At 69.6% G+C, this 22,849-nt stretch carries 20 protein-coding genes; 13 read left to right on the top strand and 7 right to left on the bottom strand.

Annotated features, from left to right (window positions below; all coding sequences use genetic code 11):
- The first annotated feature begins 37 nt into the window (after positions 1-37).
- A complete protein-coding gene (locus tag AC3B6C_RS14690) occupies positions 38-601 on the top strand; it encodes an XRE family transcriptional regulator (protein WP_010843472.1) in 564 nt (187 codons plus the stop codon).
- A 333-nt stretch (positions 602-934) separates the two neighbouring features.
- Positions 935-2,542: a DEAD/DEAH box helicase gene (locus tag AC3B6C_RS14695; RefSeq protein WP_055475363.1), complete on the top strand. Its 1,608-nt coding sequence runs from the start codon at positions 935-937 to the stop codon at positions 2,540-2,542.
- A 272-nt stretch (positions 2,543-2,814) separates the two neighbouring features.
- Here AC3B6C_RS14695 and AC3B6C_RS14700 read toward each other — a convergent pair whose 3' ends face one another.
- The 5 genes from AC3B6C_RS14700 to AC3B6C_RS14720 form a co-directional block, all read right to left on the bottom strand.
- Positions 2,815-3,612, bottom strand: a complete 798-nt coding sequence (locus AC3B6C_RS14700; protein WP_488373287.1) for a maleylpyruvate isomerase N-terminal domain-containing protein — start codon at positions 3,610-3,612, stop codon at positions 2,815-2,817.
- Positions 3,613-3,787: 175 nt separating this feature from the next.
- The gene (locus AC3B6C_RS14705) at positions 3,788-4,744 is read right to left on the bottom strand and encodes an EamA family transporter (RefSeq protein WP_010843469.1); all 957 of its coding nucleotides are present in this window, start codon (positions 4,742-4,744) and stop codon (positions 3,788-3,790) included.
- On the bottom strand, positions 4,741-5,223 hold the full coding sequence (locus AC3B6C_RS14710; protein ID WP_488373288.1) for a hypothetical protein: 483 nt from the start codon (positions 5,221-5,223) through the stop codon (positions 4,741-4,743). Before AC3B6C_RS14710 ends, AC3B6C_RS14705 begins: the two co-directional genes overlap by 4 nt.
- A 9-nt stretch (positions 5,224-5,232) precedes the next feature.
- A complete protein-coding gene (locus AC3B6C_RS14715) occupies positions 5,233-6,825 on the bottom strand; it encodes a 4Fe-4S binding protein (RefSeq protein WP_488373289.1) in 1,593 nt (530 codons plus the stop codon).
- 32 nt (positions 6,826-6,857) lie between these two features.
- The gene (locus tag AC3B6C_RS14720; protein ID WP_488373290.1) at positions 6,858-7,892 is read right to left on the bottom strand and encodes an AurF N-oxygenase family protein; all 1,035 of its coding nucleotides are present in this window, start codon (positions 7,890-7,892) and stop codon (positions 6,858-6,860) included.
- Positions 7,893-8,429: 537 nt separating this feature from the next.
- On the opposite strand from AC3B6C_RS14720, the gene AC3B6C_RS14725 reads away from it, so the two are divergent.
- The 5 genes from AC3B6C_RS14725 to AC3B6C_RS14745 are packed head-to-tail and all read left to right on the top strand — an operon-like array spanning position 8,430 to position 15,033.
- Entirely contained in the window at positions 8,430-10,031 is a 1,602-nt protein-coding gene (locus AC3B6C_RS14725; protein WP_488376270.1) for a hypothetical protein, read from the top strand.
- 1 nt (position 10,032) lies between these two features.
- Positions 10,033-10,482: a hypothetical protein gene (locus AC3B6C_RS14730; protein ID WP_488373291.1), complete on the top strand. Its 450-nt coding sequence runs from the start codon at positions 10,033-10,035 to the stop codon at positions 10,480-10,482.
- Entirely contained in the window at positions 10,479-12,074 is a 1,596-nt protein-coding gene (locus AC3B6C_RS14735) for an FHA domain-containing protein (RefSeq protein ID WP_488373292.1), read from the top strand. Before AC3B6C_RS14730 ends, AC3B6C_RS14735 begins: the two co-directional genes overlap by 4 nt.
- 18 nt (positions 12,075-12,092) lie before the next feature.
- On the top strand, positions 12,093-14,219 hold the full coding sequence (locus tag AC3B6C_RS14740) for a cation:proton antiporter (RefSeq protein ID WP_488373293.1): 2,127 nt from the start codon (positions 12,093-12,095) through the stop codon (positions 14,217-14,219).
- A 1-nt stretch (position 14,220) separates the two neighbouring features.
- Complete coding sequence (locus AC3B6C_RS14745) at positions 14,221-15,033, top strand: protein kinase domain-containing protein (protein ID WP_488373295.1); 813 nt, start codon at positions 14,221-14,223, stop codon at positions 15,031-15,033.
- Positions 15,034-15,082: 49 nt separating this feature from the next.
- On the opposite strand, the gene AC3B6C_RS14750 is transcribed toward AC3B6C_RS14745, so the two are convergent.
- Both AC3B6C_RS14750 and AC3B6C_RS14755 read right to left on the bottom strand, forming a co-directional pair.
- The gene (locus tag AC3B6C_RS14750) at positions 15,083-16,561 is read right to left on the bottom strand and encodes a serine/threonine-protein kinase (RefSeq protein WP_488373296.1); all 1,479 of its coding nucleotides are present in this window, start codon (positions 16,559-16,561) and stop codon (positions 15,083-15,085) included.
- A gap of 91 nt (positions 16,562-16,652) precedes the next feature.
- The gene (locus AC3B6C_RS14755; protein ID WP_014925970.1) at positions 16,653-16,958 is read right to left on the bottom strand and encodes a hypothetical protein; all 306 of its coding nucleotides are present in this window, start codon (positions 16,956-16,958) and stop codon (positions 16,653-16,655) included.
- Positions 16,959-17,162: 204 nt separating this feature from the next.
- Between AC3B6C_RS14755 and AC3B6C_RS14760 the strand changes: the two genes are divergently transcribed.
- The 6 genes from AC3B6C_RS14760 to AC3B6C_RS14785 all read left to right on the top strand — a co-directional run bounded on the left by AC3B6C_RS14760 (position 17,163) and on the right by AC3B6C_RS14785 (position 22,836).
- Entirely contained in the window at positions 17,163-18,026 is an 864-nt protein-coding gene (locus tag AC3B6C_RS14760) for a universal stress protein (RefSeq protein WP_010844401.1), read from the top strand.
- Between the two features lie 79 nt (positions 18,027-18,105).
- A complete protein-coding gene (soxR, locus tag AC3B6C_RS14765; RefSeq protein WP_004019988.1) occupies positions 18,106-18,555 on the top strand; it encodes a redox-sensitive transcriptional activator SoxR in 450 nt (149 codons plus the stop codon).
- 114 nt (positions 18,556-18,669) lie between these two features.
- Entirely contained in the window at positions 18,670-19,701 is a 1,032-nt protein-coding gene (locus AC3B6C_RS14770; protein ID WP_055475310.1) for a patatin-like phospholipase family protein, read from the top strand.
- Complete coding sequence (locus AC3B6C_RS14775) at positions 19,698-20,999, top strand: MFS transporter (protein ID WP_488373297.1); 1,302 nt, start codon at positions 19,698-19,700, stop codon at positions 20,997-20,999. The genes AC3B6C_RS14770 and AC3B6C_RS14775 overlap by 4 nt, the downstream gene beginning before the upstream one ends.
- 147 nt (positions 21,000-21,146) lie before the next feature.
- Complete coding sequence (locus tag AC3B6C_RS14780; protein WP_488373298.1) at positions 21,147-22,394, top strand: arginine deiminase; 1,248 nt, start codon at positions 21,147-21,149, stop codon at positions 22,392-22,394.
- A 10-nt stretch (positions 22,395-22,404) separates the two neighbouring features.
- The gene (locus AC3B6C_RS14785) at positions 22,405-22,836 is read left to right on the top strand and encodes a GntR family transcriptional regulator (protein ID WP_014925975.1); all 432 of its coding nucleotides are present in this window, start codon (positions 22,405-22,407) and stop codon (positions 22,834-22,836) included.
- The last annotated feature ends 13 nt before the right edge of the window (positions 22,837-22,849 follow it).

The following is a 22,849-nucleotide window of genomic DNA, read 5'->3' on the forward strand; positions in this document are numbered from 1 at the left end:
GTTGTGTGTTCGTCAAGATGGACGATCGGACGGTTTGATGAACGAAGCACGATCGGTGAACCCGAAAGAACTCGTCGCCGCGTCGTTGAAACGGGAACGCACACGGGCCGGTCTGTCCCTGACCGAACTCGCGCGTCGTGCCGGCATCGGGAAGTCGACGCTGTCCCAGCTCGAATCGGGGGAGGGGAACCCGAGCGTGGAGACGCTGTGGGCCCTCTCGACGGCGTTGGGGGTGCAGTTCTCGGCGCTGCTGGACTCGCCGACGCCGACCGTCGAGGTCATCCGTTTCGGTGAGGGGCCGGTGATCCCGGCCGCGGATGCCGACTACTCGGCCACACTGCTGTCCACCGCGGCGCCGGGATCGAGGCGCGACTTGTACGTCATCCGGGCGGAGCCGGGCAAACCCAGGGTGTCGGCACCGCACGCTCGCGGAATGATCGAGCACGTCGTGATCAGTTGCGGCCGTGCGCGTCTCGGCCCCACCGCCGCCGCCGAGGTTCTATCGGCCGGCGACTACATCTCTTACCCCGGCGACGTCGAGCACGTCTTCGACGCACTCGAACCCGGCACCGTCGCGGTCATGCTGAACGAGGCGTTCTGACAACTGTGTTGTCGTGTAGGGGTTTCGATGGCGTGCCGTGGTCGCGCAGTCCGGGGCCGTCGCCCACGGTTCCAAACGCGACCTGCATCACAGCGATTCGCGGTATCGATTACCGCCGCGTACTGTTGCTGAAAGTGATGCGCCCGTACTGGCCGCGTCTAGCGTCGTAGAACGCCTCTCTCGCAGGTTGGAGATTCCGACACCGGTCGGCCACCTGCCATTGACTTCATACGGCGAACGAGCTCGCGCACCCGCGTGTTCGCCATCGGCACCGCCCTCGCACGTCAGTCGTGCTGTTCGCGTGCCAAGCACAGGAAGACACCTGCACACCACATGACTGCTGTACTCGAAAACCCGACGACCACCTCTTCCGACGCCGCTGCGGTGTCTCCGGGAGTGTCGTTCGAATCGCTCGGTGTTCCAGCCGAACTCGTCAAGGTTCTCGCCTCGCAGGGCAAGACCGACGCCTTTCCGATCCAGGCAGACACCCTGCCGGACACCCTCGACGGCAAGGATGTCCTGGGCCGCGGCAAGACCGGCTCCGGCAAGACCCTCGCCTTCTCCATCCCTCTCGTCGCCGGTCTGGCCGAGATGCAGGTCAAGCGTTACGTGGGAGCACCCACCGGCCTGATCCTGGCGCCGACGCGTGAACTCGCGACCCAGATCGCCGCCGTCGTCGAACCTCTCGCCGCGTCCGTGGGGCTCACCGTCACCACCGTCTTCGGCGGGGTCAAGCAGACCCGCCAGGAGCAGGCGTTCCGCCGCGGTGTCGACATCGTCGTCGCCTGCCCCGGACGCCTCGAGGACCTGATGCGCCAGGGCATCGTCCGTCTGGACGAGGTCGAGATCACCGTGATCGACGAGGCCGACCACATGGCCGACCTCGGCTTCCTGCCGGTCGTGACCAAGATCCTGGCCGCGACTCCCGCAGGCGGCCAGCGGATGCTGTTCTCGGCCACGCTGGACAACGGCGTCGACAAGCTCGCCAAGCGCTTCCTCGACAACCCGGTGTTGCATTCGGTCGATTCGGCGGAGTCGCCGGTCGCCGCGATGACCCACCACGTCTTCGAGGTCTCCTCGTCGGACAAGCAGGATCTCGTCACCGAACTCGCCTCCGGCACCGGTCGCCGCATCCTGTTCATGCGCACCAAGCACCAGGCCAAGAAGCTCGCCAAGAAGCTGACCGAGTCCGGCATCCCCGCCGTCGACCTGCACGGCAACCTCAGCCAGGCGCAGCGTGACCGCAACCTCGCCGCATTCGGTCAGGGTGACATCCGGGTCCTCGTCGCCACCGACGTCGCCGCCCGCGGCGTACACGTCGACGGCATCGAACTCGTCGTGCACGTCGACCCGCCGGCCGAGCACAAGGCATACCTGCATCGCTCGGGCCGTACGGCTCGCGCCGGGTCGGCCGGCGACGTGGTCACCGTCTGTCTGCACGAGCAGCGTCGCGAGGTCGCGCAGCTGCTGCGCAAGGCCAAGATCAAGGTGACCCCCGTCTCCGTGGCCGCCACATCGGCTGCCGTCGACGAACTCGTCGGCGAGCGCGCGCCCCGCGTGTCCGCTGCGGCACGCGCCGCGGCAGAGGCCGCTCGTGGCGGCTCAGCTCAGGGTGGCGGCTCGCAGGGCGGTCGCTCCCAGGGTGGCCGGTCACAGGGGAGTCGACGCGGTGGCCGTGGCCGAGGCCAGGGCGGTAACGGCGGCGCCCGCGGTGAGAACCGGAGCGCCGGTGGCAGTGACTCACGCGGCACACGCGGCGAGGGCCGCGGCCGCCCGGTCCGGAGTGACTCACGCGCGGGCGGTTCGCGCTCGTCGGAAGCACGGACAGGCGGACAGGGTCGAGGCGCGGGACACTCGCGTGCCGGCGACCAGCCGCGAGCAACCGGCCGCGGGCAGGGACGCCGCGTGAGCCGCCCGGCCGGTTCGCCTGCCGGTCGCTGACCGGGGCGTCAGCCGCGACAATCGAACAACGATGCTCGCCGTAGGGCGAGCGCAGCGAGCCCTCTGTGTCCCCCGAGGTGCGAGCGCAGCGAGCCCTCTGTGTCCCCCGAGGTGCGAGCGCAGCGAGCCTCGAGGGGCGGCGACTTCGGTTGCCGCCCTTCGAGGCTCGTCGCTTTCGCTCCTCGCACCTCAGGGAGCGGGGAGGGCTCGTCGCTTTCGCTCCTCGCACCTCAGGGAGCGGGGAGTGCTCGCCGCTTGTTCGGGCCGGCCGATCAGGCCGGCAGGAACCGCTGGGCCAGCCGCGAGGCGAGCCACGGCCGGGCGCCCCAGGCGATCCCCTTGCCGGTGAGGCCTATCCAGCCCGGTGACACGCGGCCGTAGCCGGCGAGCAGGGCCGTGGCGGGGTCGACGCTGATGTGGACGTCGGGGCGGCGTGGATCCGGCGGATCGATCTGCAGCTCACCGTCGGTGAACTCGTAGATGTGGCGTTCGCCGCACCCGCGCAGCCGGATGTCGTAGGTGCCGGAGTGCCCGGCGGCGTTCACGGGATCGACCCAGCTCGGCAGGATGTGCTGGCGGGCACGAATGACCATCATGACCACTTCGGGCTCGACCCACCAGCGGGCGCCGACCGCTCGGGCGATGTCGTGGGCGTGCACCACGAACTCGCCGATCAGCAGCCCCAGGGCGGCGTCGGCCCGGATGAGGCGGTCGCCGTCGAAGTGCATCTTGGGGACCTGGGCGTGAAAGTGCGACACCTCGTCGACGAGTTCATGCAGGTCGTCGGTCAGTCGACGGCACAGCTGCCGCACGTCCCGGGTGGGCAGGTTGGCGATCTGTTTGGCGTTGAAGTCGGGCAGGTCGACGGCCGACGAGCACCATTCACCCTCGCCGCGGGCGAGTTCGAGGAAGCGCGACGGTGCCACCGCGACGTGACCGACGCAATCGGTCAGTGTCCAGCCGGGGACATCGGCGAGCCGGGTGTCGGGGTCGTCGACCCCGAGCACGAGATCGATGAAGCGATCCCCAGTCGTGAGCGCGGCGTCGATGTAGTCAAACCTCGAGAACATCCCCGTCGCGCGTGGTTCCTCCCCCCACATGGGGCACGAGACTACCCCGGCCCGTTGCGACGTGCGACACATTCCTTTCCAACACGCCGAACTGTGGACAGATGTGCAACGTGCGCAACATTATTCACAAATGCGCACAATGATTCTCACTCGCAAGTCCGCGCCGGGACGATTCTCATTCGCGTGACCGCGCCGGGACGGCTTCGCCGAGTCGGACGCAGATGACGCCGAGCACGATGAGCAGGCCGCCGGCGAGTTGGATCGGTGCCGGCAACTCGTCGAGAACCAGCCAGGCGAAGACCACCGCGAACAGCACCTCGGACAGCGCGACGAAGGACATCACGCGGGCGCCGAGAAGACGGCCACCCGCGATGCCGAACCCGTAGGCCATGGCTGCCGAGACCACACCGAGCAAGACCAGCGGCACCCACCAGGCCACCTCGAGCTCTCCGACGCGAACCGGAACGGTCGTCGTGCTCATCGGCAGGAGCCCGGTCAGTCCGGCGCCGACCAGGGCCAGCGCCCCGATCAGCAGGCCGCCGGCGGCGAGGCTGAGCGGGGGCCAGCCCGTGCGGTCATCGGCCGAGATCACGAAGTAGGCCGCTGCCCCCACCATCGCCGCGAGCGCCCACAGCACCCCGACAGCACTGATCGGGACGTCCCCGGTCAGGTCGAGGACGAGGGCCAGTCCACCGATGGCGAGCGCCGCGCCGAGGACGGTGACACGTCCCGGACGCTGACCGTGCCGCAACCACATCCACACCAGCACCGCGACCGGTGCGGTGTACTCGATGAGCAACGCGACGCCGACCTGCAGGTAGGTCACCGCATAGAAGTAGGCGAGCTGACAGCCCGCCACCGCGAGGAGCCCGTAGCTGACGAGCACCGCCCACGACCGGCGGCTGGGCCGGTCGGGGATGGGCTGTCGACGGTCGCGGAAGGCGAGCAGGCCGGGTACGGCCAGCACCAGACCACCGAGCGCGATGCGAACCGTGACCGTCGCGCCGGCCGACCACCCGGCCTCGATCATGGCCCGGGCCAGCACGCCGGAGATACCGAAGCACGCCGATGAGATCAGGGCGAGCGTGATACCGAGGGCGGGTCGCGAGACGGCGGTGTTCGCGGCGGTCACGGATTCTTCGCTGCGACGATGGCCGCGTACACGGCGTCGCGGCATTCCGGCCCGGCCGGCTCCCCGGTCCCGAGGTAGAAGCTGCCCGGACGCCCGCCGTCACCGGCGAACCCGGTCACCGAGAATCCGTCCGATTCCGGAACCGAGGGGGTCGACGACATCGACGCGACGGCCAGCGGACACGACAACGCCGCGACCCCGCGCTTCGCCCCGGACACGACAACGATCAGGTGGGTCGGGTGCAGCACGATCAGTGTCTGGTGTTCGGAGTCGGGGTCGACCGGATTGCTGCGTCGCCCGAAGACCTTGCCGAGGAACGAGGTCGACGGCGGGTTGATGCTACGGGTGATCCACGCCGGCAGGTCATCGGTGACGGTGAGCTGCCTGGAGTCGGCGTGGTCGCGCAGCGTGGCGGCGACATCGGCGGGAAGGTCGGACAGATCGGCGCGCACGGTGGTGCGCTGATACGCGGGCCCCATGGCTGCAATCTAGTGCAGCGGTCCCGCCGTCGACTCCGGCAACGGCGAGGCGGCACCCGGGCGTCGGCCGAAGAGCCGACGCCGGCGCGGTGCCGAGACGTCTGGGTCGCTCGCTTCGAGGTCGTCGAGCAACGACGCGACGGTCTGCGCGGAGTCGGTCTTGTTGGTGCCGATGAAGCCCGACGGGCCGCGCTTGATCCACCCCGTCACGTACATGCCCGGCACGGGTTCGGTCCCGTCGAGGACACGCCCGTCGATGTGCGGGATGACCCCGGCAGCGTCGTCGAACGGCAGACCGGGGACCGCGACACCGCGGTAGCCGACCGAGGTGAGGACCAGTCCGGTCCCGAGCGCGGTGGTGTCGCCGGTGGGTTCGATGCCCACCGCGACTCCGGAGTCGTCGAGGACGGGACGGTTACGACCGACGATCAGCGAGCTCGCGCGACCGTCCGGGCCGACGGCCACCTCCACTGGCGAGGTGAAGAACGCCAACCGGATTCGGCGGCCGTCGGGTTCGGGGCGCGCGGCGCACTCGGCGAGGATCTCGAGTTTGGCGCGGACGGTGGCGTCGAGGTCGGCAGGTGCGGGCAACGCGAGGTCGGCGGCGTCGACGGTGACCGGGACACCCGAATCCACCAGGCCGATGAGCTCGGGCAGGGTGAACGCCGCGTGGGCGGGCCCGCGGCGGCCCATCACGACCACCTCGTGCACCGACGAGGCCCGCAGTGTCGCCAGGGCCGGACGGGAGATGTCGGTCGCGGCGAGAGTGTCCGGGTCGGCGACGAGGATGCGCGCGACATCGAGGGCGACGTTGCCGTTGCCCACAACCACGACACGCTCGGTGTCCAGGTCGACGTCGAGGTCGGTGAAGTCGGGGTGGCCGTTGTACCAGCCCACGAAGGAGGTCGCGCTGGACACACCCGGTCGATCGAATCCGGGCAGCGCGAGTTGGCGATCCGTCGGGGCGCCGCCGGCCCAGATGACGCCCTGGTGCCGGCCCCGCAGCTCGGCCAGCGTGAGATCACGCCCGACCTCGGTGTTGAGCAGGATCTCCAGACGCGGGTTGCGCGCGATGTCGTCGAACAACTGCATCACCTTGCGCGTGTGCAGGTGATCGGGCGCGACGCCGAAGCGCGCCAGCCCGAACGGCCGGTCGAGGCGTTCGTACATGGTGACCGAGATCTGCGGCTGCCGCAGCAGCTCGTCGGCCGCGTACATCGCCGAGGGACCGGAGCCCACGATGCCGATGGAGATCGAGGTGTCGACGGCCAGCTGCCGCGGGCGGTCGATGGGTGCGAGGGGCAGGCGACGGGCGGGGTCGACGGGGAAGCGGGCGGCCCCGTCGACCGGATCGTGGTACTGGGTCGCGTTGACCTCGACGAACCGTTCCTGGCCCGCCGGCAGGCGATGTCCGGGGACAATGGCGCCGACCGGGCACGCACTGACACAGGCGCCGCAGTCGACGCAGGTCGCGGGATCGATGTAGAGCATCTCGGCGATGCCGAAATCGGGCTCTTCGGGTGTGGGGTGGATGCAGTTGACGGGGCATGCGTACACGCACGACGCGTCACCGCAGCACGCCTGGGTGACGACGTGAGGCATTGGTCTCGGGTTCTACTCGCGTGGAGTTCGGCTCAGGCCGCGGTGTAGGTGGGTTCGCTGCGGAACCGCGAGGGGCGGCCGCTGATACCGAGCGCGCGCCACAGCAGACGCGAGACGGGATTCATCAGCCCACTCTGGTCACCGAGCATGCGGACGTCGCCGAACACGTTACGCAGGAACCGCTTTGATTCCGGTGAGCGCCAGAAGATGTCCTTCATGACCTCGTCGGGCACGTCGAACCGCTTGGCGAAGCTCCGCGGGGGCACCACGATGGCGCCGCAGAGGATGCGCATCGTCAGCGGGAGCATGAGCGACAACAGGAACCGCTGGATGCGTCCGCGCTGCGGAACCTGCTCACGGATCAGGTGATGGGCGAAGGAGATGTGGCGTGCCTCTTCGGCGACATGCAACTGCATGACCGCGGCCATCGTGGGATGCAGGCTGGCGCGGGTACGCAGGAAGTCCTTCTGGATGTGGTCGATCGGCTCCTCGCCGCCGAGGACCCCGAAGAAGAACAGGGTGGGGAAGACGGTCGAGACGAGCGGGACGAACGGAGAGATCAGCCGGTAGCCGATCTTGGCGCCCGGCACGTCCACCCCGGTGCGGTTGATGAACTCCTGGAACATCAGGGTGTGGTTGCACTCCTCCTTGGATTCGTGCGTGGTGTAACGAAATTCGCGCGCGCCGTTGGGGAGTTTGAAGCTGTACTGCATCAAGCCGCGGATAAGGATCGACTCGAACTGCAGCCCGACCTTGGCGACATTGGCCTGACGCCACATGCCTATCTCGATCTGCTTCTCCTGGGGGAGCTGCTGGTACCACGGGTGCCGGCCGATGGGATCGACCTCGTAGGACAGGATCCACCGGGGGTCGTTCTCGACGATCGCCATGTGCGGCGCATCCCAGTCGATGTCGACATAGGGATCGAAGTTGCGATGGACCGAGGCTGCGGACAGATCGTCGAGGACCTGCCCGTAGTCGTGGTCGCTGCCGGACTTGTCGTGCTGCGGCACGTAGCGGGTGGGGGCCCCGTGCTCCCGGTCGGTCGGGGTCAGTGCTTTCGTCATCGTCGCATCCCTTCGGGGTGGGCGGCTCGGTCGGTGAAACAGACCACAGCGGATGATCCGAACGTATTTCGGCGACGCCTACTTTGTCAACACTCGATGTCACATTAGGTACCGGCACAATGGCTCGGTGTACGTGCCGGCAGCCGCATCGGCCGACGCGCGACTTCGGCGGCTGACCTGGTGAGACGGGTGTAATTCGTTCGGGTTATATAAGGCCGTCGGGACCCCGTGCGCGGGTTAGAGTTACCGCACCATCCGTGCCCGTGCCTGCTCACCTGGAGGAGCGATGTCCCGTTGTGTTCGCGCGTCCCAGCGCTTGCGGGGCGCGACGCATTCCGCCTGCGCCCGCCGCCGCGGGCTGTCCGCGGACGTGACCCGGGCCCGGAGCCGGTCGTGAACCAGCCGCCGCAGGGCCCCACGCGTGTCGTTCCCCAGCCGGGCGGGCCCCGGCCGGGTCCGCCGGGCCCGCGGCAGCCCGGGCCCGCGCAACCGGCGCCCGGCCCACGACGGCCGACCCCGCCACCCCCACCCGGCCCGATGCCGCGGCGGGCGCCGCAGTCGCCCCACCGGGGCGCGCCCGGACCCGCCGGCATCGTGGGTGATCTGACCCCGGAGCTCATCGGCACCGACGTCTGGACCGACGCGATGGTCGAGGCTGCGGGCATCCCGGTCGTCGACGTCCCGTTCGTGACGGTCGGGTCCGGTATCGGCTCGTTCGTGACCGTCGACTATCTGCGGATCAGCGGGGTGCCGCTCGATCGGATCGCCGTACTCGGACCACAGGACGTGCCGTGGCACAGCTACGAGTACCTGACGCGGGTGTCGCAGATCCCGCGCGGGGAGCGCTTGCGCTCCGACTCGGCGTCGACCCCGGACAACATCTGGGGCTTCCCCTCCTATGCCGTCCGGGAGGCGTGGGCGGACAAGAAGTTCAAGCCACTCTGGAATGTGCTGGTGGAACCCGTCTTCGCGAACTTCTACACACCGAAGGCCGGGCAGGCGTTCGCCTCGATGGAGAAGGAGTGCGAGCGCATCGGTTACCTGAAGTGCCTGCACCGCGGTCAGGTCCGCATGATCCGACGCCGCGCCGGTGGCGGCTACTTCACGATTCTCACACCGCCACAAGGGACTTCGCCCACGAAGCGGGTGGCCTTCCGCAGTCAGTGGGTCCATGTCGCGATCGGATACCCCGGCATCAAACTCCTGCCCGACCTGCAGGCCTTCCGGGAGACCTACCGCGACGCCAGCAAGGTCGTCAACGCCTACGAGTCCCACGAGCACATCTACCAGTCCCTACAGCGCAAGCCCGGCACCGTGGTGATCCGCGGAGCGGGGATCGTCGCCTCCCGGGTCCTGCAGCGGCTCATCGACGATCGCGACACATACGGACTGCAGACGCAGATCGTGCATCTCTTCCGCACGTACTACGACAAGCCGCACGGGCCGCACATCTTCATGCGGCGCAAGGGCAAGGACGGCTGGGCCTACCAGGGCTTCAACTACCCGAAGTCGGTGTGGGGCGGGCAGCTCAAGGCCCGTATGCGCAAGCTCGAGGGGCACGAACGCGCCGAGGCGTACAAGCAGATGGGCGGCACCAACACACCCGTCCGCGACGACTGGCAGGAACAACTGGCCCGCGGGCGTCGCGAGGGCTGGTACCGCGTCGCCGTCGGCAAGGCCGAGAGCCTGGTGCCGGCCGCGGGCGGGCAGGGGGTGGTGACCACGGTGCGGGTCGACCCGCACGCACCGATCCGGCAGGAACACCGACCCGACGGGACCTTCGAGATCTACGCCGACTACGTGATCGACTGCACCGGACTCGAAGCCGATGTGCGCGAGCACCGCCTGCTGCGCGACCTGCTCGACCACACCGGTGCCGGCATCAACCCGGTCGGCCGCATGGACGTCGAACGCGACTTCGAGCTGAAGGGCACCCGTAGCGGCAACGGCAAGCTCTACGCCTCCGGCAGCGCGACGCTCGGCGGTTACTTTCCCGGCGTCGACACGTTCCTCGGTCTGCAGATCGCCGCCCTGGAGATCGTGGACGACCTCGCCCGGCAGGGATTCTGCAAGCGACTGACGCCCTGGCGATCGACGGCCCAGTGGTGGCGCTGGATGAACAACAAGGGAGTCGACTGACATGTTGCCCACCCTGTGGGGGCGAATCCAGACCCGCGTGCTCGTGCTCGGCATCCTCGGCGGTCTGTGGACCATCGTGCTCGTCCCGTTCCTGTGGCTGATCTCCTCGGGGGACCCGTCGATCGCCGACGTCTACCGGGTCGCCTTCACCGTCCTCGTCACCGTCATCGTCCTCGGCGTGCTCTGGGAGTTCCTGTACCACTTCCTGCAGCAGTTCCGCTGGGAGAAGGACTGGCCGACGCTGTTCGGACTCCTCACCGCGATCAACGAGGGCATCCTGGTGTGGATCGTGATCGACGGCACGGGAGTGATCCCGGAGTCGCTGAAGCCGTCGCCCTTCGTGTTCTCGGTCCAGTTCGTGACCACGTGGCTCCTCGTCTGGGTGGCGGTCAACGGGCCACTGCGCGCCGTCTTCCCGCACTGGCGATTCCAGGGAGGCCGGTTCCTGTGACCATTCCGGGTGACATCCCCAGCGTCACACCGACCGTGACGCTGATCCCCGGCGCGGGGGTCGTGATCCGCACGCCGGCGTTCCTGTGTCTGATGGCCGACACGGTGCCGACGTCGTTCACCACCGACCTCCTCGACATCGAATCAGCGGTGTCCGTGCCGGATTCGATGCCGCGACGCGGCCGGCACCTCGTGCGGGCGCTGGCGCAACTGGTGGCCACTGCCGACGAACCGGTCGACATCGCGTTCGCCGCACCCGACAGTGCCGGCATCGCGATCTTCCTGTCCGGCCGGGTCTACGGGGAGACCGACGGCAAGCGGATGGAGCCGGCTGCCGGCGACACCTACGACCGCGCCGTGCCGTGGCCGTACGAGGGGCTCGGGCTCTACCTCGCCGGCACGGAACCCGCCGAGGTCGGCGAGGAGCGATTCGACCTCGTCGAGGGAATGGTGCCCGCCGCGGGTGCGCTGCTGCACACCCCACTGGGCCTGCGCGGCACCGAGTTCCATGCGGTACCCCAGCGATCGGCGCCCCAGCGACCGGCACAGCCGGGGCCGGACAGGGTGGTCGAACCGTCCCGACCCGATCCGGACCCGGGTCCGCCGACCGAGGCGCTGGGGGATCTCGGCGATCCGGACGACGAGAAGCCCCAACCCCCTGTGTCCGAACTCCCTGCGCCCGAACCTCCTGCGCCCGAAACCCCTGCGCCCGAACCGATCCGGAAGCGGTCACCCTTCGACGACCTGCCGCCCCGGCCGGCGAGCCCGGACCTCGACGTCGAACCCGTCGGGGACCACCGCTCCGCGACACCGGAGCCGGACCCCATGGGTACCACCGAACGGATGGCCCCCGGCGCCGGCCTGCCGGCATCGGACCCACTGCCGTTCACCTCGACTCCGCTGGGCGGTCCCTTCGAGCGCGAGCCGTTGTCGCCGCCCGGACCTCGTCAGCCGGAGCCGGCTCCGCGGGACGCGACACCGCCGGGTGGCCGGCCGCACATCGAGCCCGCACCCGCGCCGAACCCGTTCGCCGAACCCCTCGAACCGCGCCCGCCCCTGCCCAAGGAGGAGCACCAGAAGCCCGCGACCGAGGTCGTCAAGATCGAGGCGTCACGGGCCATGGTGCACGGGATACGTTGTTCGCGAGGCCATCTGAACCATCCGCAGTCGTGGCTGTGCGGGGTGTGCGGGATCCGGATGGATCAGCTGACGACCTTCCTCGTCGAGGGGGAGCGGCCGCCGCTGGGCTGGTTGCTGCTCGACAACGGATTCACCTTCCTGCTCGACGAGGACCTGGTCATCGGCCGGGAGCCGGGGTCGGCCGGTGGCGGACCGGCGGGCTCGCCCAAACCGATTCGCGTCCAGGACGAAACCGGTCAGCTCTCGCGGCGTCACGTGGAGATCCGGCTGGTGGAGTGGACGGTGCAGCTGGTCGACCTCGGGTCGGCCAACGGCACCTTCGTCGCCGATCCCAGCAACGGCAACCGCGAGACCCGCCTGCTGCCGCATCGTGCCCACGTGCTGGTGCCCGGATCGCACGTCCGAATAGGCGGACGGCACTTCATCTTCGAGTCACACCACGCGCGCATCTGAGCGAACGGATCCGAGGCCATGGAGAAACACACGATCGCCTTCCTGCTGCTCGACGTCGCGATCGTCATCGCCGCCGCCCGAGTGGGTGGGATGATCGCGCGTGCGTGCCGTCAGCCGGCCGTCGTCGGCGAGATCGCCGCCGGGATCGCGCTGGGTCCCAGCCTGCTGGGACTCCTGCCCGGCAACCCCGACGAGTGGTTGTTCCCCGACGACGTCCGGCCGTTGTTGGGTGCACTCGCGCAGATCGGCCTCGTGCTGTTCATGTTCATCGTCGGTCTCGAACTGGACATGCGGCTGACCAAGGGACGAGAACGTGCGGCCGCGAGCATCTCGGCGTTCTCGATCGCCTTGCCGTTCGGCCTCGGTGCCGCGCTCGGACTGCTGCTCTATCCCTCGCACAACATGGTCGGGGGCATGGAGATCGAACGGCTCGGGATGGTGCTGTTCATGGGCGTCGCCATGTCGATCACCGCCTTCCCGGTGCTCGCGCGCATCCTCACCGACCGCGGGATGATGCGCACCGTCCCCGGCGTGTTCAGCCTTGCCGCCGCCGCGATCGACGACATCCTGGCGTGGACTCTGCTGGCCTTCATCATCGCGATCATCCAGGGCGGCAGTCCGCTGGAGGTCGCGAAGATCGTCGGACTCACGCTCGTGTACGCGGCGGTGATGTTCGGCGTGGTGCGGCCATTGCTGGCGAAGCTGATCGTCTGGCGCGACGCCGCGGGCCGGCTGACCCCGGACATCCTGGCGGTCATCCTGATCGGGCTGTTCCTCTCGGCGGCGGCGACCGATGTCATCGGCATCCACCAGATCTTCGGCGCCTTCGTGTTCGGCGCGGTCATGCCCAAAGTGGGGGCCGAGCAACTGCACCGGGAGATCCTCGAGCGACTCGAGCAGGCGAGCGTGCTGCTCCTGCTGCCGATGTTCTTCGTCGTCACCGGCCTCAACGTCGACCTCACCGAGATCGGGCTCGCCGGGTTGGGGCAGTTGCTCCTGGTTCTCCTCGTCGCGATCGCGGGCAAGTTCGTCGGTGCCTATGCCGGCGCGCGGGTGAGCGCCATACCCACCAGGCAGAGCGCGGCCATCGCGGTGCTCATGAACACGCGAGGACTCACCGAGCTCGTGATCCTCGCCGCCGGCCGTGAGCTCGGCGTACTGAGCGACGAGCTGTTCGCGATGCTCGTGGTGATGGCGCTCGTGACCACGATCCTGACCGAGCCGTTGCTGCGGGTGGTGTACCCGGACAAGGTGGTGGCCAACGACATCGCGGCAGCCGAACGCCGCGCACTGGCCACCGCCACCGCGCCGCGGGTCCTGGTGCTGATCCGCGACCCCGTCGGGACGGTCGCGGATCTACGGGCACGGCATCGTCGAATGCTCGACTGCGCCACCGGATTCGACGTCGTGCTGGCCGGTCTGCTCACTGCGCCGGATCGTGCCGCCCGTCCGCTCGAGGTCGGGATCCCGGTGGTGCCGGACTTCGCGGCGATCGCCTCGGCGGTGGAGAAGCTCAACGAGCTGGGCTCGTCGCTGACCGGCGCGGGTTCGGTCTCGGTCCTGTGCCGGTTCAGCGCCGACCCGGCCGTCGACCTCGACGCGATGTCGGAGAACGCGAATGCCGACATCATCGTCGTGGACAGCGCGGACCTCTCCCTCGGCGGGTCACTGCGGTCGGCTCCGGTCGCCGTCATCGACGAGACCGCCGATGCCGCGGTTGCTCCGAGTCGCAGCACCGTCACCTGTGTCGCCGCCGACAGTCGCAGCGGCCGCACCGCTGTGCTGATGGCCGCCGGGCTGGCGCTCTTCGGGTCCCGGTCGCTGACCGTCGTCGCCTCCGGTTCCCGACGCCGGTGGCTTGCCGACCTCAACGCCGTTGCCGAGCAGGGTGTTTCGATCACGATCCAGGATCCTCGCCGGCATCGGGACGAGTCCGTGTCGTTCACCGTGGCCGCGGCCGACGAGAGTGGACAGGGCGCGCCGGTTCCGGTCACCGTCGTCGACAACACCGGGACGAGCGAGGAATCGCTCGGTGACCGCGTCGCGGATCTCTACCGGTCGACACCGGCCGCGCAACCCACGCCGTCGCGAGCGGCGCCCGACACGTCCAGCCCGAACATCGGTTCATCATCGGAGAGGCCCTGACATGGCGACAGTCGAGATCCCGCAGCAGCTGGCGGATTTCACGGTGCTCGAGAAGCTCGGCATCGGCGGCAACGGCACGTTCTACCTCGCCGTCCCGCCCGCGCGACTGGGACTGGGCACCGAACGCGTGGTGGTGAAGGTCTTCAGCGGCGTCTGCAGCGACGACGCCTACCGTCGCGGAGTGCGTGAACTGCGGGCGTTCGCCGCCGTCGTGTCGCCGTACCTGGCGGGCCTCTACGACGCGGTGCTGCAGGGGCAGTTCATGTACGCGATGGAGTACTTCCCGCTCGGTTCGCTGGGCAGTCCGGCGCGCGAGCTCAGCCGGGACGAGAAGCTGGCGGCGATCGCCGACGCGGCACGCGGCGTCGACGCACTGCACGAGGCCGGGATCGCACACGCCAACATCACACCGTCGAGCATCATGGTCACCGAGACCGGCGGTAAGATCTCCGATCTCGGCCTGGCCCGTGTCCTCGCCGCCGACGAGCCCATCACGAGCTTCGCCCAGCCCGGTGCGGTGCAGTACATGGACCCGGCGCTGCTGGCGGGTGACGTGCCCTCGCGTGCGACCGACATCTGGTCGCTCGGTGCGTGCCTGCATCGCGCCCTCACCGGCGACGGGGTGTACGGGGAGGTGCCGGACACCCAACCGCTGCTGGCGATCCGGGCCGCGCTGTCGACCCCGCCGGCACTGTCGGAGAACCTGGATCGCGACGAGCGCACCCTCATCGCGAACTGTCTGGCGCTCGCCGGAACGAGGCCGTCGACCGCGATGGAGGTCGCGGTCCGTATCGACGCGCTCCGGGGGCGCTGATCAGGGCTCGCGCCGGTCGCTGTGCGGGTGGGGTGGTCGTCGGGTTCGGTCAGCCCAGCGGAGCGGTGCGCCACCAGTCGTCGAGGATCTCGCGACCGGTGTGTCCGGGCCACGTGGTCACCACGGTGTATGTCGCACGCGGTGACCCGGCGAAATTCGTGACGACCCAGCCGTCCACGACGCTGTCCCGGCTCGCCGACGCCGGTCCGTCCCGCCAGCTGATCTCGTCTCCCGGATAGCCTTTCAGGCCGGCGGTGACCGCGGCACGTGTCGGAGGCGTGGGTGTACGCCACACCACGAACCCGACGTTCGCGTCGTCGGTACACGAGATGCCGTCCACCCCGTCGCGGAAGACGGCCTCGCAGCGGGCACCTCGCCATCCCGTCGACTCCGGTGTCTCGGGCAGGAGTTGGGGGAAGGTCGCGGCGATGGGAGCGACGGCCGACGGCCACGGCGGCCGGGTGGTGCTCGCACCGAGCAGGATCAGCGTTCCGACGACGAGGGCGACGATCACCGCGGCGACGAGGATCGGTGCGATCCAGCGCCGTCGACGCGGCGATGCGGAGACCGGCGGCGGTGTCGGCGGTGTCGCGACCGCCCGGCGCCGCTCGGTGTCGACCTCTGTCGGCCGGTCCGGATGACCGGCGGGCGTGAACACCCGCGGGACGCCGCGGTCGGGCCCGGGCGTGCCCGCGGCGATGACCTCGGTCGCTGGTTCGCCGTCGGTGTGCGTGAGATGCAGGGCGAGCTCGGCGGCGCGGACGAACTCCGCGCAGGTGCGGTAGCGGTGGTCGGAATCGGGGTCGAGGGCGCGCGCCAGCACGGCGTAGAAGGCCGGCGAGACCGCCCCCGACACCCGATGCCGCGCGACCGATCCTGTGCCGGTGAGCAATTCGACGAGCGTGCGGCCCAGTGCGGCGACATCGCCTGCCGGATGCGGCATCTGGCCGTCGTGTCCTGGGGCGGTGAGTCCGAAGCCGGTGAGAGTGACGACACCAGGGGTCGCCGCGGCGGAACCGGTCAGGTCGCCGGGCTCGGCGAGCAGGATGTCGGCCGGGGAGACGTTGCCGTGGACCAGTCGTCTGCGGTGTGCGGCATCGAGCGCGTCGCCCACGACGGTGATGATGCGTACCGCGAGATCGATGTCGATGCCGTCGGAATGGCGGCGGATCAGCAGTGCTGCGTCGGACGCGGGCACGGGTTCGATCGCCACCCAGGCCCGACCGTCGGCGTAACCGTGACCGGCGACCTGCGCGATCGCGGGATGCCCCATCGTGGAAGCCCTTTCGACCGCAAGCGGGAACCAGCTGCGAAAGCCGGGGCCGGCCGAGGTCCTCCGGTCGACGACGGTGAGCATGACCCGATCGGGAGGTGAACCCGCCGTCCGTGGGTCCCCGGCCCCAGGGTGGAGGACCGTTGCCAGATAGTCGTCACCCACCGGGCGCCGGCGGAGCAGTCGATCGACGCGATGACGCCCGACGAGAGTGCCGGGCGGGAGTGGTTCGTCGTGAGCCGGACCGACAGACACGGTGCCTCCCTCACCTCGGGTGAGTCCTGACTCTACCGGTCCGGTCCCACCCGCCCGGGGTGGAACAGGCCCAGGCCGTCGCCGTCGACGGTCACTCGAAGAGCACGGGTGCGGAATTGAACAGCATCACGATGAAGAAGATCAGCAGGAACCATGCCCCGCCCTGCCACACCTGCCAGCGGCCGTTGCGCTTCCAGGCCAGGTAGGTGCGATACAGCATGGCGCTCGCGCCCAGGAGGACCACGATGGGGGAGGCGATGATGAGCACGGTCTGCAGTGGATCCGACGACGCGTGCGCGAGTACCAGCAAACCGAGTCCGAGGACGACGGTGATCCCGATGTGGATCAGGATCGCGCGAAAGTCGTTGGTGCCGTTCTGCGGAAGCGGTGACGTCATGGTGTCCACCAGGTTACACGTCGGGCGAATCGTGCAGAAAGCCACCGTGATCAGGACTTCGTACTCATTGCCGCGGCCACGACGCCGGGGCAGGATGGGGGGTCGGGGCCGAAACCGGGCCGCGCGGGGCGACCCCGAGCAGACCCGCGGCCGAACCCGAGGACCCCACACGGGGCGTCGAGATCAGAGGAGATGAGCCACAACATGAATGCGATACTCGTCGGCGTGGACGGATCGGACGCGGCCACGGGCGCGGTGCGCTGGGCTGCCCGGACGGCCGCGGCCGAAGGTCTCGATCTCAAGCTCGTCGGTGCGTATGACGCCAGCACGAGTGACTACGCCCCCGGCCTCATCATCCCGCAGGACGTGGTCGACGCCATCCGTCAGGATGCGTCCGACGCGGTGCACGCGGCCGCCGACGCGGCGAAGGATGTGGCGCCCGGGGTGACGGTGGCCACCTCGATCGTCGACGGCGACGCGACACGCGTGCTGCTCGAACTGGGCAAGGATGCGGCGATGATCGTGGTCGGCACCCGTCGGCTCGGCAGCGTGAAGGGCTTGTTCCTGGGATCCGTGAGCACCAGCGTCGCCGCCCACGCGCACGGCCGGGTCACCGTGGTGGCCGCCGAGGGCGACGACGCCGGGCCCGTGGTGGTCGGTGTGGACGGTTCGCCCGTCAGCGATGCCGCCGTGGCCGAGGCGTTCCGGCAGGCGTCGCTGCGCAATGTCCCGCTCCGCGCGGTGCACACGTGGACCCCTCTCGACGCCGACGCGCTCCACGGATACGGCATCGGCGCCGACGAGGTGGCGCGGATGACGCAGGATGCGGTGGAGGTGCTCGCCGAGCGGCTCGCCGGATATGCGCAGGACTACCCGGACGTGACCATCGAACGCTCCGTTCTGCCCGAGGAGCCGGCCAAGGCGCTGCTCGACGCAGCGGGCGCGGAGGCGTCGCTCCTCGTGGTCGGCAGTCGTGGGCGCGGCGGTTTCCGCGGGCTTCTGTTGGGCTCGACAAGCCAGAAGGTGATGCATCACGCGGAGTGCCCGGTGATGGTGGTCCGCACCTGACCGAGCCGCGCCGTACGGCGGCTCCTCGTTACCGGTCGTGGACCGGGGACGAGGAGCCGGCGACGCTTACCATCGAGCCATGACGCTGAAGAAGCTGGAGCTCTCGGTCGGGGAGCTCGCCCAGCGAGCCGGCATCGCGCCGTCGGCGGTCCGCTTCTACGAGGATCAGGGCCTCATCTTCAGTCGGCGCACCTCGGGAAACCAGCGCCGCTACCACCGGGCGATGTTGCGGCGCGTGGCGTTCATCCGGGCGTCGCAGGTCGCCGGGATCCCGCTGTCGGTGATCGGTGAGGTGCTCGCCGAACTCGGCGACCACGAATCGCCACCCAAGTCGATGTGGGAAGCGGCGTCGAAGCGCTGGATGGACGACATCAACCACCGCATCGCGCTGCTGGAGAACATGCGGGACATGATCGGGTCGTGCGTCGGTTGCGGGTGCCTGTCCCTGGGGGAGTGCCACCTCCTCAACCCGGGCGACGAACTCAACAAACTGGGTCCGGGCCCGCGCCGCCTCCTCACCGATCAGTAGCGTCCGCGACCCGAACCCGGCGACCGGACCATCCGGGGACGTGGGCGCGGACCGCAGGCGATCGCCGCCGCTTGCGGTTTCGGCGAGGGAAAACAGCGGCGGTACTGTTGCCCCATGGCTCGACCGTCGCGCGTGGCGCTGGCTCTGGGAAGTGGCGGCGCCCGCGGCTACGCGCACATCGGGGTGATCGCCGAACTCGAGGCGCGGGGATTCGAGATCGTCACCGTCGCCGGGTCGTCGATGGGTGCGCTCGTCGGCGGCCTCTACTGCGCGGGCAAGCTCGACGACTATGTCGACTGGATCTCCGGTCTGTCCCAGCTCGACGTCGTCCGACTGCTCGACGTCTCGCTGACCAAGCCCGGTGTGATCGGTGCCGAGCGCATCCTGCTGCGGGTGCGGGAGATCCTCGGCGACACCGCGATCGAGGACCTGCCCGTCCCGTTCACCGCGGTCGCCACCGACCTGAACGCCGGCCGCGCGGTCTGGTTCCAGCGCGGTGTCCTCGCCGACGCCCTGCGCGCCTCGATCGCGATCCCCGGAGTCATCAGCCCGCATGAACACGGCGGCCGGTTGCTCGCCGATGGCGGCATCCTCGATCCGCTGCCGGTGGCCCCCACCTCGGCGGTGTCCAGCGATGTGACCATCGGCGTCATCATCGGCTCCGACGGTGGGCCGGAGGCCGGAGCCATCCGGGAGCCGAAGGCCAGGGGACTGTTGCGCCGCAACGTGGCGCCGATCCTCGACAACGAGTTCATCCGAGCGGTCCGCGACCGTCTCGGTCACGAGATGCCCACGGCCGAGCGCGGCGAGCACTCCGCCACCGACGGGGCGGTGATCGCCACCGACGGGGGTGCCGACGCGGTCGACGCCGCGGGCGAGCCGGCCTCCGTCCCGACCGCCGAGCAGGCCGGGTTCGGCGTCGACGAACCGGCCCGGATGGGACGCGTGGAGGTGCTCAGCCGCTCGCTCGACATCATGCAGGAGGCCCTGACCCGCTATCAGGTCGCGGGCTACCCGCCCGACGTGTTGATCCGCGTGCCCCGTCGAACGGTTCGCACCCTCGACTTCCACAAGGCCTCCGAGATGATCGAACTCGGCCGCGCCCTGACCGCGCGGGCCCTCGACGACCTGCCCGAGCTGCCATGAGGCGGATCCCCCGCGGCATCTGGGTCCTGCTGTCGGCGAACGTCGTCATCGCCCTCGGATACGGTTTCATCGCGCCCGCGCTGCCCACCTTCGCCCGAACCTTCAACGTCTCGTTCACCGCCGCGACCGCGGTCGTGTCGGCGTTCGCGATCATGCGGTTGATGTTCGCGCCCGCGACCGGCCGGCTGGTCACCGTCTTCGGCGAGCGGCGCATCTACCTGACCGGTTTGCTGATCGTCGCGGCCAGCACCCTGGCGTGCGCGTTCGCACAGACCTACTGGCAGCTGCTGGTCTTCCGCGGCCTCGGCGGAATCGGCTCGACGATGTTCAGCATCTCGGCGATGGCCCTGCTGATCCGGATGGCGCCGAGCGACATTCGCGGGCGGGTGTCGGGCTTCTTCTCGGCGGGGTTCCTCATCGGCAGCATCACCGGACCGCTCATCGGGGCGGCGCTCGTCGGCTTCGGACTACGGGTCCCGTTCGTCGTGTACGCGGTCGCGCTGCTGGTCGCGTCGACCGTGGTGGCCACCCAGTTGCGGGAGGTCATCGCCCCGGACCAGGCCGACGGCCCGACGGGTGCGCTGATCGGTTTCCGGACCGCCCTGCGCGACAGCGCCTATCGCGCGATCCTCGCGTCGAACTTCACCCAGGGCTGGGCCTCCATGGGTGTCCGGGTCGCGGTGGTGCCGCTGTTCATCACCGAGAGTCTCGGTGCCGGCGCGGGAATGGCGGGGATCGTGCTGGCGGTCTACGCCGCGGGCAACGTGCTGGCGATCCTGGTCGCCGGCCGGTTGTCGGACCGGTTCGGGCGGCGGCCCATCATGCTGCCCGGTCTCGTCATCACCGTCGTCGCGACCATCGCCCTCGGGTTCTCCCCGAACGTCGGCGTCGCGCTGGCGTTGTCGGTGGTCGCCGGAGTGGGCTCGGGACTCTTCGCGCCCACCCATCAGGCCGCCCTCGCCGACGTCCTCGGCAATCGTCAGCAAGGCGGTTCGGCGCTGGCCGCCTACGGCATGTCGTCGGACCTCGGCGCCGTGACCGGACCCGTGATCGTGGGGTTCGTCGCCGACCGGGTCGGCTTCGGACCCGCCTTCGTGCTGACCGGTGTGGTGGCCGCGGTCGCGCTGGTCCTGTGGGTCTTCGCCCGCGAGACCGCGCCGGCGATCGTGGGCGACGGCCCCACGATGACGCCGACCGAGGATTCCGGGACATCCGCCACGCCGGCCGAACCCGACCCGGGTACCGATCCGCTCGGCGCCTCGGAAACGGTTCGTCGCGACGCGGCCGAGGATCGGTGACGTTCCGAGCCGGCCGTCCGCGCCGACACGGCACCCCGCGGTGCCGATGAGTGCTGTGCGAGGGCGGACGACGAATTACGGTTGAGCGATGACCGTTGCAGGGCAGTCGGATCACCCCGCTCAGCGGACCGCAGGGTGCGTGGGCCCGTGACGTCCGGCGAGGGCCTCGCGCCCGGGTACGACTACGCGCTCGGGGCCGATTCGGAGGTCGGCACACTGCGGGCGGTCATGCTGCATCGGCCCGGCGACGAACTGCGTCGCCTCACCCCGCGCAACAACGACCAGCTCCTGTTCGACGGGCTCCCGTGGGTCGGACGCGCGCAGGAGGAACACGATGCGTTCGCGGAGGTGCTGCGCGACCGGGGGGTCGACGTCTACCTCCTCGGCGACCTGCTGGCCGAGACCATCGCGCACAGCGGCGCCGCGCGGATCCAGGGCATCGCGGCGGCCGTCAGCGCGCGCAGGCTGGGAACGCACCTCGCGGACGATCTGGCCACTCATCTACGGGGACTGTCGCCGGCCGACCTCGCCTACGTGCTGATGGCCGGGATGACGTTCGACGAGCTGCCGATCACTCCCTCGGCGGAACGGTCGTCACTGGTGCGGCGAATGCACCACGGCCCCGAGTTCGCGATCGAGCCCCTGCCCAATCTGCTGTTCACCCGAGACAGTTCGTTCTGGATAGGCGGACGGTTCGCGATCACCTCCCTCGCGCTGCCCGCCCGGGCGCGGGAGACGTCGCTGACCGATCTGATCTACGCACACCACCCGCGGTTCACCGGCGCCCGGCGGGCCTACGAGTCGCAGGTCGCGCCGGTCGAGGGCGGCGACGTGTTGCTGCTCGCCGCCGGCGTGGTGGCCGTCGGGGTCGGCGAACGGACCACGCCCGCCGGAGCAGAAGCGCTGGCGCGCAGCCTGTTCGACGACCACCTGGCGCACACCGTGCTCGCCGTGCCGATCGAACAGTCGCGCGCTTTCATGCACCTCGACACCGTCTGCACGATGGTCGACACCGATGCCGTGGTGATGTACCCGAACATCCGCGACACCATGTCGGCGTTCACCCTCGTCCACGACGCCGCGACCGACGCGGTCCGGATCACCGGCGAACAGCACTTTCTCGATGCGGCCGCCGACGCGATGGGCATCTCCAAGCTGCGTGTCATCGACACCGGACTCGACCCGGTGACCGCCGAGCGGGAACAGTGGGACGACGGCAACAACACCCTGGCCCTCGCTCCCGGGGTGGTGGTGTCCTACAACCGGAACTCCGAGACCAATCGGCGACTCCGCGACTCGGGCATCGAGGTCATCGAGATCGAGGGTCGCGAACTGGGGTCGGGCCGCGGCGGGCCGCGGTGCATGTCGTGTCCGCTCGCGCGTGATCCCCGGTGAGGCCCGCGTCATGACCGGAGATCCGTCGGCCCCCGACCCGAGCAGCACCGGCCCGGCCGGCACCGGCACCGCGTCGGCGCTCGACGCGCTGCGGATCGACGCCGGCTCCGACCGTCCCCCCTTCGAACAGGTGCGGATCGGCGTCATCGACCTCATCGAATCCGGGGAGCTGCTCACTGGTGAACGCCTCCCGACCGTGCGGGCCCTGGCATCGCGACTCGGCGTGGCGGCCAACACGGTCGCGCGCAGCTACCGGGAACTCGAGGCGGCAGGCGTCATCGAGACCCGCGGGCGACAGGGTTCGTTCATCAGGGCCGGTCGCCACGATGCGCTCGACGCCGGTTTCGCGGCCGCCACGGCGTACGTCGAAACCGCCCGTGAGCTGGGCCTCGACGATTCCGTGATCGTTGAGATGCTCAACCGTGTGCTCGGACGAACTTGAATAGATGCACCGA

The organism is Gordonia sp. 11cp (genome assembly GCF_057767225.1).